Source organism: Kribbella sp. NPDC006257 (genome assembly GCF_040613535.1).
In the GTDB taxonomy this organism is placed as follows: domain Bacteria; phylum Actinomycetota; class Actinomycetes; order Propionibacteriales; family Kribbellaceae; genus Kribbella.
In genome coordinates this window covers 12,956-30,145 of the sequence record NZ_JBEXSJ010000031.1, presented here as the reverse complement: position 1 = coordinate 30,145, position 17,190 = coordinate 12,956, and the positions used below count along the sequence as shown (strand labels likewise).

14 protein-coding genes are annotated in these 17,190 nt (G+C 67.1%); 8 read left to right on the top strand and 6 right to left on the bottom strand.

The window, feature by feature from the left end; genetic code table 11:
- Positions 1 to 27 precede the first annotated feature (27 nt).
- Together ABZ004_RS30190 and ABZ004_RS30185 are read left to right on the top strand one after the other, a co-directional pair.
- Positions 28 to 2,046: an AAA family ATPase gene (locus ABZ004_RS30190; RefSeq protein WP_355684471.1), complete on the top strand. Its 2,019-nt coding sequence runs from the start codon at positions 28 to 30 to the stop codon at positions 2,044 to 2,046.
- A 42-nt stretch (positions 2,047 to 2,088) separates the two neighbouring features.
- Positions 2,089 to 2,820, top strand: coding sequence for a class I SAM-dependent methyltransferase (locus ABZ004_RS30185; RefSeq protein ID WP_355684470.1), 732 nt, complete (start codon positions 2,089 to 2,091; stop codon positions 2,818 to 2,820).
- On the opposite strand, the gene ABZ004_RS30180 is transcribed toward ABZ004_RS30185, so the two are convergent.
- The 3 genes from ABZ004_RS30180 to ABZ004_RS30170 are packed head-to-tail and all read right to left on the bottom strand — an operon-like array spanning position 2,817 to position 6,608.
- Entirely contained in the window at positions 2,817 to 4,370 is a 1,554-nt protein-coding gene (locus ABZ004_RS30180; RefSeq protein ID WP_355684469.1) for a hypothetical protein, read from the bottom strand. The genes ABZ004_RS30185 and ABZ004_RS30180 overlap by 4 nt on opposite strands.
- Positions 4,367 to 5,371: a hypothetical protein gene (locus tag ABZ004_RS30175; RefSeq protein ID WP_355684468.1), complete on the bottom strand. Its 1,005-nt coding sequence runs from the start codon at positions 5,369 to 5,371 to the stop codon at positions 4,367 to 4,369. The genes ABZ004_RS30180 and ABZ004_RS30175 overlap by 4 nt, the downstream gene beginning before the upstream one ends.
- A 34-nt stretch (positions 5,372 to 5,405) precedes the next feature.
- Positions 5,406 to 6,608: an MFS transporter gene (locus tag ABZ004_RS30170; RefSeq protein ID WP_355684467.1), complete on the bottom strand. Its 1,203-nt coding sequence runs from the start codon at positions 6,606 to 6,608 to the stop codon at positions 5,406 to 5,408.
- 110 nt (positions 6,609 to 6,718) lie between these two features.
- Here ABZ004_RS30170 and ABZ004_RS30165 point away from each other — a divergent pair, with 110 nt between their 5' ends.
- The gene (locus tag ABZ004_RS30165) at positions 6,719 to 7,033 is read left to right on the top strand and encodes a transcriptional regulator (RefSeq protein WP_355684466.1); all 315 of its coding nucleotides are present in this window, start codon (positions 6,719 to 6,721) and stop codon (positions 7,031 to 7,033) included.
- 101 nt (positions 7,034 to 7,134) lie between these two features.
- The gene (locus ABZ004_RS30160) at positions 7,135 to 9,417 is read left to right on the top strand and encodes a PQQ-binding-like beta-propeller repeat protein (protein ID WP_355684465.1); all 2,283 of its coding nucleotides are present in this window, start codon (positions 7,135 to 7,137) and stop codon (positions 9,415 to 9,417) included.
- Here ABZ004_RS30160 and ABZ004_RS30155 read toward each other — a convergent pair.
- Positions 9,414 to 10,289 carry a Gfo/Idh/MocA family oxidoreductase gene (locus ABZ004_RS30155; protein WP_355684464.1) on the bottom strand — a complete coding sequence of 292 codons (876 nt, stop codon included), beginning with the start codon at positions 10,287 to 10,289 and terminating at the stop codon, positions 9,414 to 9,416. The two genes, ABZ004_RS30160 and ABZ004_RS30155, sit on opposite strands and share 4 nt — an antisense overlap.
- Positions 10,290 to 10,426: 137 nt before the next feature.
- Between ABZ004_RS30155 and ABZ004_RS30150 the strand changes: the two genes are divergently transcribed.
- The 4 genes from ABZ004_RS30150 to tuf all read left to right on the top strand — a co-directional run bounded on the left by ABZ004_RS30150 (position 10,427) and on the right by tuf (position 15,842).
- Complete coding sequence (locus ABZ004_RS30150; RefSeq protein ID WP_355684463.1) at positions 10,427 to 12,808, top strand: hypothetical protein; 2,382 nt, start codon at positions 10,427 to 10,429, stop codon at positions 12,806 to 12,808.
- 27 nt (positions 12,809 to 12,835) lie between these two features.
- Entirely contained in the window at positions 12,836 to 13,675 is an 840-nt protein-coding gene (gene bla, locus ABZ004_RS30145; RefSeq protein WP_355684462.1) for a class A beta-lactamase, read from the top strand.
- A gap of 9 nt (positions 13,676 to 13,684) precedes the next feature.
- Entirely contained in the window at positions 13,685 to 14,365 is a 681-nt protein-coding gene (locus tag ABZ004_RS30140; RefSeq protein WP_355684461.1) for a DNA alkylation repair protein, read from the top strand.
- A 289-nt stretch (positions 14,366 to 14,654) separates the two neighbouring features.
- Positions 14,655 to 15,842: an elongation factor Tu gene (tuf, locus tag ABZ004_RS30135; RefSeq protein ID WP_355684460.1), complete on the top strand. Its 1,188-nt coding sequence runs from the start codon at positions 14,655 to 14,657 to the stop codon at positions 15,840 to 15,842.
- A 46-nt stretch (positions 15,843 to 15,888) separates the two neighbouring features.
- Here the strand turns inward: tuf and ABZ004_RS30130 are convergent, their stop codons facing one another.
- On the bottom strand, positions 15,889 to 16,227 hold the full coding sequence (locus ABZ004_RS30130) for a hypothetical protein (protein WP_355684459.1): 339 nt from the start codon (positions 16,225 to 16,227) through the stop codon (positions 15,889 to 15,891).
- Positions 16,228 to 16,740: 513 nt separating this feature from the next.
- On the bottom strand, positions 16,741 to 17,190 hold the full coding sequence (locus tag ABZ004_RS30125) for a hypothetical protein (protein ID WP_355684458.1): 450 nt from the start codon (positions 17,188 to 17,190) through the stop codon (positions 16,741 to 16,743).

Below are 17,190 nucleotides of genomic sequence, written 5' to 3'. Positions count from 1 at the left end.
CGTCGACCGCTTTGCGGAGGACTTGTCGTGCCCCCAGTTCCTGCCCCGTTGCCGCCGACCCTCCAAGCCGAGAAGGACTACCTCGCCGCCTCCCGCGCCGCGCTCGCGCAGATGCGGGAGAAGACCGGTTCGCTGAAGATCTACTCCGCCGATCCGGTGAACGCCGAGTTCCTCAAGGCGGCGATCTACCGCCGGATGCAGGAACTCGAGGACGACCCCGAGGTGCCGCTGTTCTTCGGCCGCCTCGACTACCTCGAACCGACCGAGGAAACGTTCCACATCGGCCGCCGGCACGTGAACGACGAGCAGGGCGAACCGCTCGTCGTGGATTGGCGGGCCGACATCTCGGTGCCGTTCTACCGGGCCAGCCGGACCGAGCCGATGGGCGTCGGCATCCGCCGCCGGTTCGGCTTCACGCACGGCGAGATGACCGCCTTCGAGGACGAGGACCTGACCACCTCGGCGCCGGTCGCCGAGCACAGCGACATCCTCGACGCGGAGATCGAGCGCCCTCGTTCCGGCCCGATGCGCGACATCGTGGCGACGATCCAGCCCGAGCAGGACGTCATCGTCCGGGCCGGGGTGGACGAGACGATCTGCGTGCAGGGTGCTCCCGGCACCGGGAAGACCGCCGTCGGGCTGCACCGCGCGGCGTACCTGCTGTATGCGTACCGCGACCAGCTGAGCCGGGCCGGCGTGCTGGTGGTCGGGCCGAACGCGAGCTTCCTGCGGTACATCGGCGACGTGCTCCCCGCGCTGGGCGAGATCGAGGCGAAGCAGACCACCGTCGAGGAGATGGTCGCCCGGGTGAAGATCGCCGGGCCCGGGCCCGCTCCCGTCGACATCCTCAAGGGCGACGCGAGGCTGGCCGAGGTGCTGCGCCGGGCGGTGTGGGCGCAGGTGCAGTTGCCGAAGGAGGCGCTCGTCGTACCGCGGGGATCGCACCGGTGGCGCGTACCGGCGTACGAGGCCGAGGAGCTGGTCAACGAGCTGCGGACCCGCGGGATCCGGTACGGCGCGGGGCGGGCGATGTTGCCGCAGCGGCTGGCGCACGCCGTACTGCTGCGGATGGAGACCGGTGGTGATTCGCCCGACGATCGGGTACAGGATTCGGTGGCGCGGAGCCGGCCGGTCAAGGTGTACGCCGATGCGCTGTGGCCGGCGGTCGATCCGGCGAAGTTCCTGTTCCGGTTGTTCACCGATGCCGAGCTGCTGGCCGAGCACGCCGACGGGATCCTGACCAGCGAGGAGCAGGCGCTTCTCCTGTGGGACAAGGCCCCTCGGTCCGCGGGGGCCGCGAAGTGGTCTGTTGCCGATGCCACCCTGATCGACGAGCTCGCGGACCTGGTGGACCGTACGCCGAGCCTCGGTCACGTCGTACTGGACGAGGCGCAGGACCTCTCGGCGATGCAGTTGCGCGCGGTCGGGCGGCGTTGCTCGACCGGCTCGATGACTATCCTCGGCGACATCGCGCAGGGCACGACGCCTTGGGCGACACCTTCCTGGGACGAAGCGCTCGGGCATCTGGGGAAGAGCGGGGCGCATACGGAGGAGCTGACGGCTGGGTTCCGCGTGCCGGGGCAGGTGATCGAGTACGCCGCACGCCTGTTGCCGTTGATCGCGCCGCATCTGACGCCGCCGACCGCAGTACGGCGGGCGCGCGGTGAGCTGGCGATCACGCAGGTGCCCGACAGCCTCGCGGCTGCTGTCGAGACTGTCCAGGAGATCACCGACCGGCCCGGCTCGATCGGGGTGATTGTGCCGGACGCGATGGTGCCGGCAGCTCGGAAAGCCTTGCAGGACAAGGGGATCAGCTACTCGGTGCTCGGTAACGAAGGTGACGTCGAGGCCCATGTGGACGTCGTACCGGCTGGGCTTGCGAAGGGTCTCGAGTTCGACCACGTCGTACTGGTTGAGCCTGCCGGCATCGTGGCGGGTGAGGCCGACGAGCGGACCGGGCTGCGGCGTTTGTATGTCTGCCTTACTCGTGCGGTGACGTCGTTGGCGATCCTGCACACGGACGAGCTGCCTGAGGTGTTGCGGTAATTCGGTGGCAGACCTCGGGTGGATCCTGAAGAGTCCCGGGGTATGACTGCATTCGATCCGGCGAAGGCTTTCGGTCCCGACGTCGCCGCGCGGTACGACGACGATCCGCGGGGCGACGAGGCGGATGGGGCCGCGTTCCTGGCCGGGCTGGCTACGGACGGTACGGCGTTGGAGTTCGCGATCGGGACCGGGCGGATGGCGTTGCCGCTGGTCGGTCACGGCGTGCGGGTAGACGGGATCGAGCTGGCGCCGGCGATGGTCGAGCAGCTTCGGTCGAAGCCGGGTGGCGCGTCGCTCGACGTGACGATCGGGGACATGTCGAGGGTCGAGCTGGGGCGGAAGTATCCGCTGGTCTACCTGGTCTTCAACACGATCTTCAACCTACTGACGGCAGACGACCAGATCAGGTGCTTCGAGAACGCGGCCAACCACCTGACGGACGACGGAGTCTTCGTGATCGAGACGGCGATCCCGAGTGCGTGGGTCAAGCCTGACCGGCACGACTACGTGGGAGTCAACGAGGTGGGCGTCGCGGACGTGACGCTGGACGTCTGCCGCTACGACCCGGTGACACAGCTCCTGGAGGAGAACCACGTCCGCCTAGGCACCGCCGGAATCACCATGAACCCAATCACGTGCCGCCTAGTCACACCCGGCGAACTAGACCTAATGGGCCGCCTAGCCGGCCTCCGCTTGGTAGAACGCCTCCAGGACTGGCGCCGCACCCCCTTCACCGCCACCAGCCAAGCCCACGTCTCCATCTACGGCCGCTAGAAGCCGCGGGAGCCTCCTGATCTGCGGGAGGAGCGGCGGGAGGAGCCGCCGCCGGAGGAGCGGGTGCGGGAGGAGTAGGAGCGGCGGCGGGACGAGCCGCCGCCCGAGCTCCAGAAGCTGTTGCTGTTGTCGTCGTCCGAGCTGTCGTAGCTGGACGACGACGAGCGGCTGGAGATCCCCGAGCCGATGTCGCTGGTCCAACGGCTGAAGCGTGCACCGGGCCGACGGGAACCCCACCGGGAGCGCATCTCTTCACCAGCCCGCCGCGCGTCCTGGTCCGGGAACCACCAGCGCCTGCCATCACCCTGCGACCAGTAGCCGTCCATGTACGACGCCAGATCCTCACCGAGAGTCCAGTAGGGCCGCGGCCGATCCCTGACAGTCACCATCCGGATGTCAGGCTCCTGCTGAGCCGCAACCTTGGCAGCACAAGCCGCACACACCTGCACCTGCCGCTCCGTCCCACCCTCAGGCGCCCACTCCACGGCCGAGGTACTAGGCCCATGACGCGGATCGAAGAAGCACGGCGGAGTCGGCTCCGGAATCGGCTTCCCCGCCCGCACTGCATCAAGACAGACCAGCCCGTACCGCGCAGAGCCGAGTAGCGTCGCCACCGCCTCGGTGTCCGCATCCCCCTTGGCCTCGTCGAGCCGGTGCCGCGCCTTCTCCACAGTGTCGAGCACGTCCTTCGACAGCTTCGCCTGCTGCGGATCCGACGTGGTCGGCAACGCAGACACCTGCTGGGACAGCGCGATGATCTCCTCGTTCAGCATCGGCACGGAGACCTTCAGATGCTCCTTCTCCTCGGACCGACGCGCACGACGCGCAGACAGAGTCGTGCCACCCCACCAGAGGAACACCACGCCAGCCACACCACCGGCGTACGGAGCAGCGTCGATGTAGAACGGCTTGTCGATCTCCTGCGCCCGCTGGACGAACCGCGTGAGGATGTCCGCGTAGTCAGGCGCGCAGCAGTCCACTGCCTCGTCCACGGCATCACCCACGTGGTACGTCGGTCCCTTGTCCGCATGCTGCACGGCATGGAACCCACGACCGGCCGACTCGGAGCGAGCATCGACCAGTACGGCGTACACGCCTTCGACACCAACCCGGTCGTACAGCTGACTGGCGATCTCCTCACCGTTCCAGGCGAGCCGCACGCGCGAACTGAAGCCCTTCGGAGCGATGTCGATCGCCGAGGCAGGGATGACCGCGATCCGCATCGGCGCCACAGCGGACTTCACCGCGCGGTCCAGCTCGGAGATCTCCGACGCACTGAGCGAGGTCACCGAGGAGTCCACCCAGATGCCCGGATCACCCAGCTTCGCCGCGACGCTGTCCAGATAGCTCTCCGCAGCAGCCTGTGCGCGCTGGCGGTCTCCCTCGATGTCCGGCGGCGTGTAGCGCGGCTGCGTGTAGTTGTACGTCGGCCGGCTGGTCGGCGGCTTGCTCGGTGTCGGCGTCGGAGTGGCCGCATGGGCCGGTACAGCGAGCAGCAGCGGCGCACCGACCAGGGCGAGCGTGCCGAGCAGGCGAAGGGGGCGGTTCATCGTGTTCCTCCAGCGAGGCGGTTCTGGCAGGCAGCACAGACAGGGATCTCCCGGGCCTTGCCGCCCGGTGGTGTGTACATCCAGTCGGTCACAGAGGTTCCGTGAGCCGGGTCGAAGAAGCAAGCGGCCCGCCGCGGCGGCGCCGGCGTACCGGCGACGAGTGCTTGGGCACAAGCGAGTCGCCAGCGCCCGTACTCGACAGTGGCCCGTACTGCGCGGAGCCCGTCGTCGCCCGGCGCCTGATCGACAGCGCGACCCGCGTCTGCGTACGCGTCCATCGCCGCCTGCACATCCGCTGTCGTGTCCACGCCGTCCAGACGCACGTCGGCGGCATCCAGTTCCTCGCCGAACCGGGTGACGTCCTCGAGAGCGAGCTTCCGTCGCTCAGGCAGCGTGTCCGCTTCGTCCGGCAAGACGTCGTACGACGGCCGGTACAGTGCGGGGCCTTCATCCTTGCCCGGGCGACGCCTCCACCACCGCAGCCCGAGGCCTAGACCGACAAGGACCACAAGGGCTATCCCCATAGGCAGCAGCCAGCCCGGCAAGCCCTTCGAGGACTTGGGCACGTCCAGCTGATCCAGTACGCCGTCCAGCGTCCCCACCGGATCAGACCGGCTGTGCTTCCCCAGCTCATCGGTGAGGATCTCCGAGATCGGCGTATCCACCCCGACCGCACTCCCCCAGGTGACAGCACCGCCGAACACCACCAGGTAGATCCCGTCGGCCTGCTGCAGATCCACCACGTGATCCACGAAGGTCCTGGCCGCCTGGTCGCGATCTCCAGTGCCCAGTGCAGCAGCGGGAACCACTGCAACGCGGATAGCCGGTGTATGCCCGTCGACCCGCGCAGCCAACCGCTCTGAGTCCTGCTGAGGAACCAGCGATCGCTGCGACGGATCGACGTACACGGGTGAGCTCTTCCACCCCTCGACGACCTCCGCGGGCGTAGCGGCGACGGCCCACGGCGGTACGACGAGCAGCAGGGCTGCGAGGAGACGCATGGGCAGTAGCCTGCCCTAACGAGGGGCCTCGCTATTAATCAGCGATTGCCACCGGCAAGCGCTCTTCGGTCTCGAGCGGCTCCAGGTGCTCGATCGCTTCCAGCGCCGGGTTACGACGCAGGACATACAGCAGAGCCAGTACGACGATGCCCAGTGCCGCTGCGATCGGCGGCAGCATCTCCACTCCGACCAGGTTGATCACGACGCCACCGGCGATGGCTGAGAGCCCAGCGCCCAGGTAGATCGCGGACGCGTTCATCGCCAGCAGCAGTCCGCCTCCTGAGCCCAGCTCGAGCAGCAGGTTCTGGATCGGCGGGTTGAACGCCCACGTGAACAGGCTCCACACGAACAGGGCGATCCCAGCGCCGACCACGGTAGTGGCAGTCAACGTCAGCGTCCCGATCACCACAGTGAAGCCACCCAGCGCGACACCGAGCGTCCGCAGGCTACCGAAGCGGTCAGTCGCCCGTCCGCCGACCAGGTTGCCGACTACTGCGCCCAGGCCGTAGACCAACAGCAGTACGCCGACAGTGCCGCCCTTCAGGTCAGCAGTCTTCGCCAGCAGCGGCACCACGTAGATGTAGACGCTCATGGTCGCCAGCACTGCGAGCACTGTCATCGCCAGCACGATCTGGACTCGCCGGTCGGTCACACCAGCGAACCGCTCCCGCAAGCTGATCGCCGGTGGCGCGGAGACCTTGGGAAGTGCGGTCTGCACGGCCAGTGCGATCACCACGGCAACTGCCGCGATCAGTCCGAAGACTCCGCGGTACCCGAGGCTCCCGCCAAGCAGACTGCCCGCCGGTACGCCGAGCACCAGCGCGAAGGTCAGCCCGCCGAACACGACGGCGACGGCTCTGCCTCGCTCCTCCGGCGGCAAGAAGCCAGTGGCGAACAGTGTCGCGGCCGGCGTGTAGGCGGCAGCACCGAAGGCTGCGACGACTCGGCCGACGATCAGTACGGAGTAGTCAGTGGCTAGAGCGGCTATCAGGTTGCCCAGTGCCGCAGTGAGCAGCGCGGCGAGCAGGAGCGTGCGGCGCTCCCAGCGACCCGTCAGCGTCGACAACAGCGGCGCGCCAACGGCGTACGAAAGGGCGAATGCCGTGGCGAGCTGGCCGGCGGCGGTCAGCGAGACGTGCAACTCGGAGCTGACGGAGGGGAGCACACCGGACACGACGTACGCGCTGGTGCCGACTGCGAATGCACCGGCCGCCAGCAGGTAGATGCGTGCGGACATCAGGGGACCTTCCCACGGAACGAATAGTTCGACGCTTATCGTACTACGATCTCCATCGAAGTTCGATAGGCGTCGTAGAATGAAGGTATGAAGGAAGAAAAGGTGGATCCATGAGCACCTCGAAAGCCCTGCCGCAGCCCGAGCGCGAAGAGATCCGCATCGAGACGGTGCTGCAGGCTCTGGGCGAGCCGGTGCGGCTGCAGATCGTGCGGCTGCTCGCGGAGCTGCCGGACGGCATCGCCTGCGGCGAGATCGACCTGCCGGTGACCGCCTCGACGCGGGCCCATCACCTGCGGATCCTGCGCGAGGCCGGCGTGCTGAGCACCCACACCGAAGGCACCAAGCGGATCAGCAGCCTGCGCCGCGACGACCTGGACTGCCTCTACCCCGGGCTCCTGTCCGGGGTGCTCGCCGCGCCGCGCTGAGCGGCCACCAGCGACGATATCTCGGCCGGTACGGCCATATCTCGGCCGGTGATCGGGAACCGCAAGCCGATGGTGCCGAGATCGAGCGGCGGGCGTTGTGCGTGAGCTGGCAGACTGTGGCGGTGGTGGCGCTGCGCGAACGGTGGAACGAGCTGATCCCGGGCTCGACGGCGTTGGCCGACGACCTGGTCGCCAGGTACGTGGGACGCAACCGGCGCGCCTACCGCGACCAGTACCTCGAGACCGTGCTGACCGGCCTCGAATCCCTGATCCAGTTGAGCACCGACCCCACCTCGGTCCGGCTCGCCGCCTGGTTCCACCGGGCGGTACACGAGCCGGGCGGCGGCACGGTCGAGGACGCCGAGTCGTCCGCGCGACTGGCGGAGCAGACCCTGCCGGCGTACGGCGTGGATCCGATCCGGATCGCCGAAGTTGCCCGACTGGTCCGGCTCACCGGATCGCTGTCCACCCCACCAACGGACTCCTACGCACCACCTCGGCGTGATGCGAACGGCGATGTCCTGCTCGACGCGGTGAACGCCACGCTCGCCACGGCACCGAGTCGCTACACCGCACACGCTCACGAGGTACGGCGTGATGCCGGCGACCGGACTGCCGCGATCGAGCGCCGGTACGACGAGGTGCGTGAACTGCTCGACGGGCATCTCTACCGGACCCAACTGGCTCGCCAGCGGATGGGGACGGCTGCTCGGGCGAATCTGGAAGCGGAGCTTGCCGGGCTCGACAGCGAATTGCCTGCACCATGGCGTGGTTGGCAGCAGGCTGCTCTGGCGGCTGTAGCGACGTTCGGTGCTATTGCTGCGGCAGTGGTGTCTATTGCGGCTGCTGGTGCTTCATGGCAAGTGCCGACGCTGGAGTCCGAGACCGGCTGGCCTCCGGTCGTTCTGGCTGCCGTGGCGTTCTTTAGTGCGCCCGTGTTGTTCCGGTGTGCTCGTAGTGCGACTCAGCGGGCCCGGCTCATCTCTGGTGCTGTGGTGGCGGTAGCGGCGACGGGGCTGCTGGTGGCGTGGGCCCGGGTGCCAGCGACGAACCCTGCGCTTGGTGTCGGGCTGCGGGTTCCGCTGTTGATCTCTGCGTTGCTTCTGCTCCTGTTGGCTTCAGGTGCTGCACTGGTCGGGTCCTTGCTGCGCACGAGGACCGCCCGGTTCCTGCCGACGCGGAACCCTGGGCAGCAGCTCGCTTGGCTCGCAGTACCAGGAGTGATCGCACTGGCGTTGTTGCTGGTCGTGCAGCCGATCGCGCGCAACTACGTGCTGGAGTCCAACGAGCGGGTGGAAGGCGGGCGGCGGCCTGCTGGGGAATTCCCGCGGTCGACGCTGGACGGGAACGTCGCTTGGGCGAGCAGGGCGTTGTCAGGTGCGGGAGCCGAGGAGGCCGTTGGTACGAAGTACGGGATCGCCATTCCGCGGCAGACCGGTGTGGTGGAGATGCTCGACGCTGCGACCGGGGACCTGCGGTGGCGGTACACGCGGTCGGACTCGGACGAGAAACCGAACCTCTACGCCACCGGGAACGGTGAGCTGCTGGTCGCGGAGTTCGAGGACGTCGGGTACTTGCTGCTCGATGCGAACACCGGCAAGCGCAAGGCCGCCTGGCCGGGGCGGACCAGGGATCACTCGATCCAGCAGGCTGATCCGCTGCTCACCGGCGAAGACGTCAGCCGTGGGTCGGACAAGTTGCGCGGTGTGGATCCGGACGGACACGAGCGGTGGACGTTCGAGCCGGGGCGGTGCACCGACATCGGGGCTGTTGCCACCGACAGCACTGTGGTCGCGTTTCTGGGACACAGTTGCGGGCGCGAGCCGGACGAGATGACCGGGCTGGACCTGAAGAGCGGCAAGACGCTGTGGACCAAGTCGCCGGCCGACATGTACAGACGGCCGATCGTGGTCGGCGGGCTGGTCGTCGTCGCTGAGCCGGGCGGCGATTCAGACGTACCGGCAGCACTGGTGGCGATCGACCCGCGCACCGGCGACACCAAGTGGCGCTGGCCTGTGCCGCGTAACTGGGCGTGTCGCACTCTGCTCAACGCAGCCGGAAATCTGCTGGTCGTAGTGGATTGCCCTGGTCCGGCGACTCAGGTCAACACCAAGACGATCGTCACCGCGATCGACGTTGCCACCGGGCGAACCGCCTGGCAGAGCACGGCTCCCGTCGATCCACGCGCCCGCGTCGCCGTCACCACCGACGCACGCGTCGTCTCGCTCACCCGTGCCCGCACAGGTTGCGCAGTGAACGTCATCAGCCGCACCGGTTATCGCCAGGCGCCTCTCCCCGATGGCATCGCCTGCACCCGGGACCCGCGAGCACTAGGCAACCTGATACTGACCTCCGGCGACGGCACAGTCCTCGCCTTGCATTAGCCGAGTTGTTTGTCGGCGGAAGCCAGCAGTTCTACGACTCGGGTGCCAAAGGCGACGTCCACCGGGTGGGTGTCTCCGGACTCGGCTGCTGCTACCAGCTCAGCGGCGGCGGTGGTAAAGGACTGGACTGCAGGCGTGGAAGGGCGCGGCAGGAGGGTGGTGCCGGACTCACCCCAGAGACCTGTCTCGAACGTGGTGCCGTCTGGTGGAGCAGAGAGGGACAAGCTGGCAGTGCTGGTTGCACCTGACTCATGGGTGAGGACCAGGTGAACCAGGTCGCCGGCGCCGCCGACAGCTTGCAGCTCCACGATCGGGCCGAGCAGGGCGTCCAGGTTGGAGAGGGCATGCGGTCCGACGTCCCAGAGTGCGCCGCGCTTCTCCCGGCGCCAGGCGGATTCGGCGTACGGATTGCCCGGGGCGTCCAGGGACGCGATCATCCGGCACCAGCCACCGCGCCAGCCGCCGACGGCCTCGACCTCGGCGAAGTAGGACCGGATCTCCGGCGCGAACCGGCCGGTGAAGAAGACCACCGAGGCGAGCCCCTCGGCAGCGACCTCGTCGGCCAGCGCACGGGCGTCGTCGAGCGACCTGGCCACCGGCTTGTCGAGCAGCAGGTGCTTGCCGACCGCCGCGGCCTCGAGCGCCATCGTCGCCTGCACTTCGGGCGGTACGGCGAACGCGACGGCGTCCACGACCTCCAATAACTCCGCGTAGTCGTCGTAGCCGGGCACGTCCAGCTCGGTCGCTAACTGTGACGCCTTGTCCGCGTGCCGCCCCCAGACCCCGACCAGCTCGACGCCCTCGGCTGCGCGCAGCCCCGGACCGTGCGTCACCCGCGCCCAATGACCGGTCCCGACCAGGCCGAATCGCATGGCTGCTCCTCTGTTCAGGGCGAATCAGACGCTCCCGCACCGGTCTGGTGACAAGGCGATATCGCTTTGGCCACGACCCTAACCGGGAACCCCCGATCGGTCGGTACAGGCCTCAAACGGGTGCAAGACTCGCAGCCATGGACCTGCGCGACCAGTGGAATCGCCTGCTGCCGCACGCGCAGCCGCTGGGCGACGACCTGCTCGCTCGCTACACAGAGCAACAACGGCACTACCACGACCAGCGGCACCTGACCGAGATGCTCGAGGCGATCGACCAGCTCGCCGACCTGGCCGACGACGCCGACACCGTCCGGCTGGCGGCCTGGTTCCACGACGCGATCTACGATCCGACCGCTGATCCGGGCGAGAACGAAGAGGTCTCGGCGCAACTGGCCGAACTCGAGCTGTCGGCGTACGGCGTACCGGCTGAGCAGGTCGAGGAAGTCGGCCGGCTGATCCGGCTCACGGCCAAGCACGACTGCGACCCGGACGACGCGAATGGTGCTGTCCTGTGTGACGCGGACCTGCGCATCCTGAGTCTTCCCGCTGACCGGTACGACGAGTATGCGGTCGGGATCCGCGAGGAGTACGGGCACATCAGCGACCGGGACTTCGCTCGCGGCCGGATGACGTTCCTGCAAGGCCTGGCCGGTACGCCGTTGTATGCGACCAGCCGTGGTCACGAGCAGTGGGAGTCCGCCGCCCGGGAGAACCTGGAACGCGAGCTGTCCAACTGGGCTCCCAAGGCGGCCCGCCCGATCTCTGGTCTGATCCCGATGATCTACCTGGGTGCTGCGCTCGGTGTGATCGTCGCAGCTTCCGTACTACTCGGCCGCGGCCTCGGTGCCGCAGCACACTGGCCTGCTGCTCCCGACGAAGCCACCGGCTTCCCGGTCTGGGCACCGATAGCCGGTACTGCGATTGCAGCCGCCCTAACTTGTGCATGGTTCCGTCGGGCCCAGCCACGTCTCGTGACCATCCCCGCCTTGGCACTAGTCGGACTAGGCGTGGTCGCGATCGGTGTGTGCTGGTGGCGCTGGCCGGCAGCACAGCCGGGTGCAGCCATGAGCGAGCGCTGGCCGTACCTGATGCTCGCCTCTGTCGCTCTGGTGCTCGCGGGAGGACTCCTAGCCCTCGCCCGGCGCCTACGGCTCGCACCGCCTTATGCACTGGCGCCACCGCGTTTTCTAGCCCTCGGCGTGACCGTGGTCTGCGCTTCCTTGCTCGCCTGGATCGTTGTGTCGGCTGGCGAGCCGTTCGTGCAGGCCAGGCTTGAAACGGCCAACACGGTGAGTACGACTACGACCGTGCCGCCGGGCGTACTCCCCGTGCAGCTCGACGGAGAGCTCGCCTGGAGCCGGGAAGTCCCAGCAACCGGTGCGATCGCCGGTACTGCGGGTGGTGTCGCCGAACTGCGCTCAGACGGCGTGGTGATGTCCGACGCGACCACTGGACAGATCCGCTGGCGCTACGCCCGCGCGGATGTCGACGGCGCCGCCTCCAGTGGGTCCCGTGGCCTCCTGGTCTCCGGTGACGGCCAGACGCTGGCGGCCCACCTCCCATACGCCGGCGACCGGGCCCCGAGCGGCATCGAGCTGCCGACGTACGCCGTACTGGATGCCAAGACTGGCAAGCCGCTCACCGAGGTACACACCGACGGAACTGCGCTTGCCGTGAACGCCGACCAGCTGCTCGTGGCTGAAGGCAAGTACGTCGTGGCACACGGTGTCAGCAACCCGACCCATTGGCGGGCCCGGCTGCAATGCGCCGTGACGCAGGGCGTTCTGCTGGCTGACCAAGCCGTCGTGGTCGACGCGTGCGATGACAACCATGCTGTGGCGCGTGGACTCGACCTGGAGACCGGCAAGCAACTCTGGGAAGCCGACCTGGGCATCCGGTTCGAGCTGAGTTCGGAGCTCGACCCGACGACCTGGGTAGGCGACATGGTCGCCGTACCGGACAGCCGCGAGGTCTCCGGGCTCGTCTGGACGGGAGCGGCAGGCGGAACGCTCTACCAGTGGGCAGTGGACGTCGGCGAAGGCCGTGCCATCTGGGCATCACCTATCCCCGGTACGCCGCGGCCGCGACTCGGGACATCCTCCTGCGACGCCCAGCTCACTGCGACTCACGCATCCCTGGTGTTGGTGACGTGTCGGACCAGCAACGAGCCTGGAGAAGCACAGAACTACGACGTGTCGGCAGTCAGCCCAGCGGACGGCTCTACGCAGTGGCACCACCTGCTACCAGTGCCGCCGAAGCTACAGCGGCCTGAGTACCCGCGCGACGGCTTCGGGATGCTGCCGGACGGCCGCGTGGTCACACTGATGCCGCAAGCCGACGGCACCTGCTCGCCGGTCATGATCGGCACTACGGGCATCCAGCCCCGGCCGATCGTCGCCGGACCCACCGCAGCCTCGGTCGCAGACACCAAGAAGGTCACCTGCGACAAACCGGCCGTCACAGTCGCCGACGGACGCCCGATCTTCTCGGACAACACGCGCCTCTTTGCTTTGAACTAAGTCCGGACATGTAGCGTCTGGTCTCCTATGCGACGAACCGTAGCGATCTCCGTACTGTTCCTGCTCACTCTCGGCTGCATCAGTCCAGCCGCAGCTCAACCCGCGTCTTTCAGCAACCTGGAGAAGCAGTACGACGCCAGGCTGGGTGTGTATGCCTTGGACACCGGCACCGGAAGGACTCTTACCTACCGCTCCGACGAGCGCTTCGCTTTCGCCTCTACCTCCAAGGTGCTGCTGGCGGCCACTCTGCTTCGCGAAGGCCACGACCTGGACAAGGTGATCCGGTACACCAAGGAAGACCTGGTGACGTACTCCCCGGTCACTGAGAAGCACGTGGACACCGGCATGACGCTGCGCGAGATCTGCGACGCGGCACTCCGCTACAGCGACAACACTGCCGCCAACCTCCTCTTCCGTGAACTCGGCGGCCCGGCTGCTGTGCAGTCCGCAGTACGCAAGCTCGGCGACCGGACGACCAACCTGAACCGCACCGAGCCCACGCTCAACGAGGCGACCCCTGGCGACGTCCGCGACACGAGCACACCACGTGCTCTCGCCAAGGATCTCCGGGCCTACCTGCTGGGTTGTGCGCTCCACACCGCCCAGCGCGAACTACTGACCGACTGGATGCAGCGCAACACCACCGGCGACAAGCTGATCCGCGCAGGTGTTCCCACCGATTGGAAGGTCGCCGACAAAACCGGCAGCGCCAGCTACGGAACCCGCAACGACATAGCCGTCATCTGGCCCCCCGACCGAGCCCCCATCGTCCTCACCATCCTGACCACCCGCCCAACCCCAGACGCCCCCTCCAACGACGCCCTCCTAGCCGCTGCAACCAGGATCGCCGTCCACCAACTGCACTAGTCTCCAGAGATGGAGCTGACCGCGGCAGCGCTCGTCCAGACGCTGCAGGAGCACGCCAAGCCCGGCGAGGTGGTTCACAAGCACTATCCGGGCTCCGGCGAGGTGCTGGGTGTTCCTATGCGAGCCACGTTCGACACTGCCAAGGCGTTCACAGCACTGCCGCTCGCAGAGGTCGACCGGTTGCTCAGCGAACCGTCGTACGAGGCAAGGCTGGCCGGCTTTTGCGTGCTCGACTTCCAAGCCCGCAAGGCGAAGCAGCCCGACCACGCCGTCTACAAGCTTTACCTGGACCGCCACGACGCCATCGACAGCTGGGACATGGTCGACCGCGCCGCTCCGCACGTAGTCGGCCGCTACATGCTGAGCCGGCCCAGAGCCCCGCTGTTCGAGCTAGCAACGTCTGGCGACCCACTACGACGGCGTACTGCGATCACAGCGCCCTTGTACTTCGCCCGCTTCGGCACCTCGAGTGACCTCATCGATCTCTTCGCACTGGCCGAGTTGCTGCTCGCCGACAGTGACCCGGTCGTCTCCAAACCGGTCGGGATCGCCTTGAAATACGCGGGTGTTCTGGACGAACCAGGTCTGCTGAAGTTCCTTGACGATCATGCTGGAGAGCTGCAGCGACCCGCCCTGCGTTACGCCGTCGAGAAGCTCGAGCCCTCGGTCAAGGCGAGGTATCTGAGCTAGGGAATTACGTTGCCGGGGGCAGCGTTGACATCTACCGTGATCGACATGTTACGCGTGGATACTGCTGCGTTCCTGTCAGGCGTCTGCCTGACGGGCGCTGCTGCGTGGACGTCAGAGGATCTGTTCACCGGCGCGCGAAGCCGACCCTCCTCCTGCTGAAGCAGGACCCGCGGAGGAGGGTGGCACGGCACACCGGCCCCCCTTCGCCGCAGTACGAACTGCTGTGCCGAAGGTGCGTGGCCGGGGGTCCTGGCTCCGACAGAATCTTCTGACCAGCAAAGGAAAAATCATGGCCAAGAGCCAGTTCGTGCGGACCAAGCCGCACCTCAACATCGGCACGATGGGTCACGTCGACCATGGCAAGACAACCCTCACCGCCGCGATCACCAAGGTGCTCGCCGAGCGCTACCCAGACCTCAACTCGTTCGTCGCGTTCGACGGGATCGACCGGGCGCCGGAGGAGGTCCAGCGCGGGATCACCATCAACATCTCGCACGTCGAGTACGAGACCGCCAACCGGCACTACGCGCACGTCGACATGCCCGGGCACGCCGACTACGTGAAGAACATGATCACCGGCGCCGCCCAGGTGGACGCCGCGATCCTGGTCGTGTCGGCACAGGACGGCGCCATGCCGCAGACCCGCGAGCACGTGCTGCTCGCGCAACGCGTCGGCGTGCCGTACCTGGTGGTCGCGCTGAACAAGGCGGACGCCGTCGACGACCCCGAACTGCTCGACCTGGTCGAGCTGGAGGTCCGGGAGTTGCTGGACGAGTACGGCTTCCCGGGCGACGACGTTCCCGTCGTACGGGTCTCCGGTCTGCGTGCGCTCGAGGGTGACCCCGAGTGGATGCGGGCGATCGGCGACCTGCTCGACGCCGTCGACGACTACGTGCCGGTGCCGGACCGTGAGCTGGGCGAGCCGTTCCTGATGCCGATCGAGAACGTGCTCACCATCAGCGGCCGGGGCACCGTCGTCACGGGCGCGGTCGAGCGCGGCTCGCTGCGCCTCGGCGACGCCGTCGAGGTGGTGGGTCTCGGTGAGACCGTGAGCAGTGTGGCGATCGGGATGGAGACGTTCGGCAAGTCGCTGGAGTCCGCCGAGGCGGGCGACAACGCGGCCGTGCTGCTGCGTGGCGTCAAGCGCGACGAGGTCCGCCGCGGCCAGGTGCTGGCCCTGCCGGGCAGCGTCCGCCCGCACCGGAAGTTCCGGGCGCAGCTGCACGCCCTGTCCACCAAGGAAGGCGGCCGGCACACCCCGTTCGCCGCGGACTACCGCCCACAGTTCTTCTTCCGTACGACGGATGTCCCCGGCGGCATCGACCTCGGTGAAATCACCCTGGTCATGCCCGGCGACACCATCGAACTCGGCGTAGAACTGTCCACCCCGGTAGCCATGGACACCGGCCTAGGCTTCGCCGTCCGAGAAGGCGGCCGAACCGTAGCCGCCGGCACCGTAACCGAACTACTCGACTAAAAGTAGGCCCCCACCCCAGTGGGGGCCTACTCGCGTTTAAGGCGGCCTAGGCAGCCAATTCTGCGATATACACGTCGAGCCACTGAATCAGCACCCTCAAGTACTCCGTGAACTCACGATCACGCTGATCAAGATCGTCGAACGACGCCAGCAGCCGGGCACGAACAGACAATGCAGCGGCCCGAACCACCACAGTCAGCCGTTTCACCAACGCTTCGTCCAGCAACTGAAAATGAAGCCCGTCCAAGGCCTCGGCCCGCATAAGAGTCTGCCATTCCTCCTGATCAGCCGCGAGATCCCTGGCCTCCTCCATCAAAGCCCGAAAAGACCGCTTCGAAACCATCCACGGGTCATCATCATGCCCGGGAATACCAATAGACGGCATCTAGAACCTCTTCCGCATTTGTCAGGACGATCCCAGGCCGGCCGAAGTGATTTCGACGTTCACCAGGTGTTTCGGGCAACCCGATCAATCCTCCTCTTCAGCACTCCCCAGGCTGCGAGCGTCCTCGCCGAACCGTGGCCTGCCCTCAGCTTTCCACTCCCGCAGATACTCCTCGAACGAGACTGGCTCACCTGTACCCGGATTGTCGTCATTACCGAACTCGAAGCCACATCGCGAACAAACCTCATAAGATGGCCGCCCGAGAAAGTCCTCGTACGGCGGTGTCAACACCTGATCCGCCGGCGGAGGCCAGGTCTCATACGGAACAGACCGAAGGCCAACATGGCCGCACACAGGACACTCAATCATCCACCGCTGCCCCCTCAGCCCGCACAAACCGCATCTCCAGACGCGCTTGGATACCTGATCCGATGAATCCAGCGTCTCGGGCTTGAAGCATACGCATCCATAGCCGACCTCCTCGACTAAAAGTGGTCCCGCCATCGTGGGGGTCTATTCGCGTTTGAGACGGTTCTCCAGCGCGCGAGTCCAGAGGTCGCTGGCTCGGTGAGCATCGTCCAGAGCGGTGGCCAGGCCGCTCGCATCTGCTATGCCGTAGACCTGATCGGCGACGTCCGGCGTCAGCAGATGGTCGAAGTGAAACGATCCTTCGAAGGCGAACCAGGCGAGCTCGGCGCCGGCATCGACCGCAGCGTCAAGCCACGTCCGGACGAGGGATTCGAGATTCGCAGGTACGGCACTGAAGACCAAATCATGCTCATAAACCACCCTGCCGCCGAGACGCGCATCGGGGTCGTCCAAGTAGTAACTTTTCACGACGCGCGGAGCCTCCACGCCACTCACCACCGGAGCCTGGCTCACCACGGCAGCGTCCCCCACCACGAACAGGCAAAGCACAGCCTCCGTCCCTAGCCAGGTAATCGCCTCAACCAGCTCACTCAC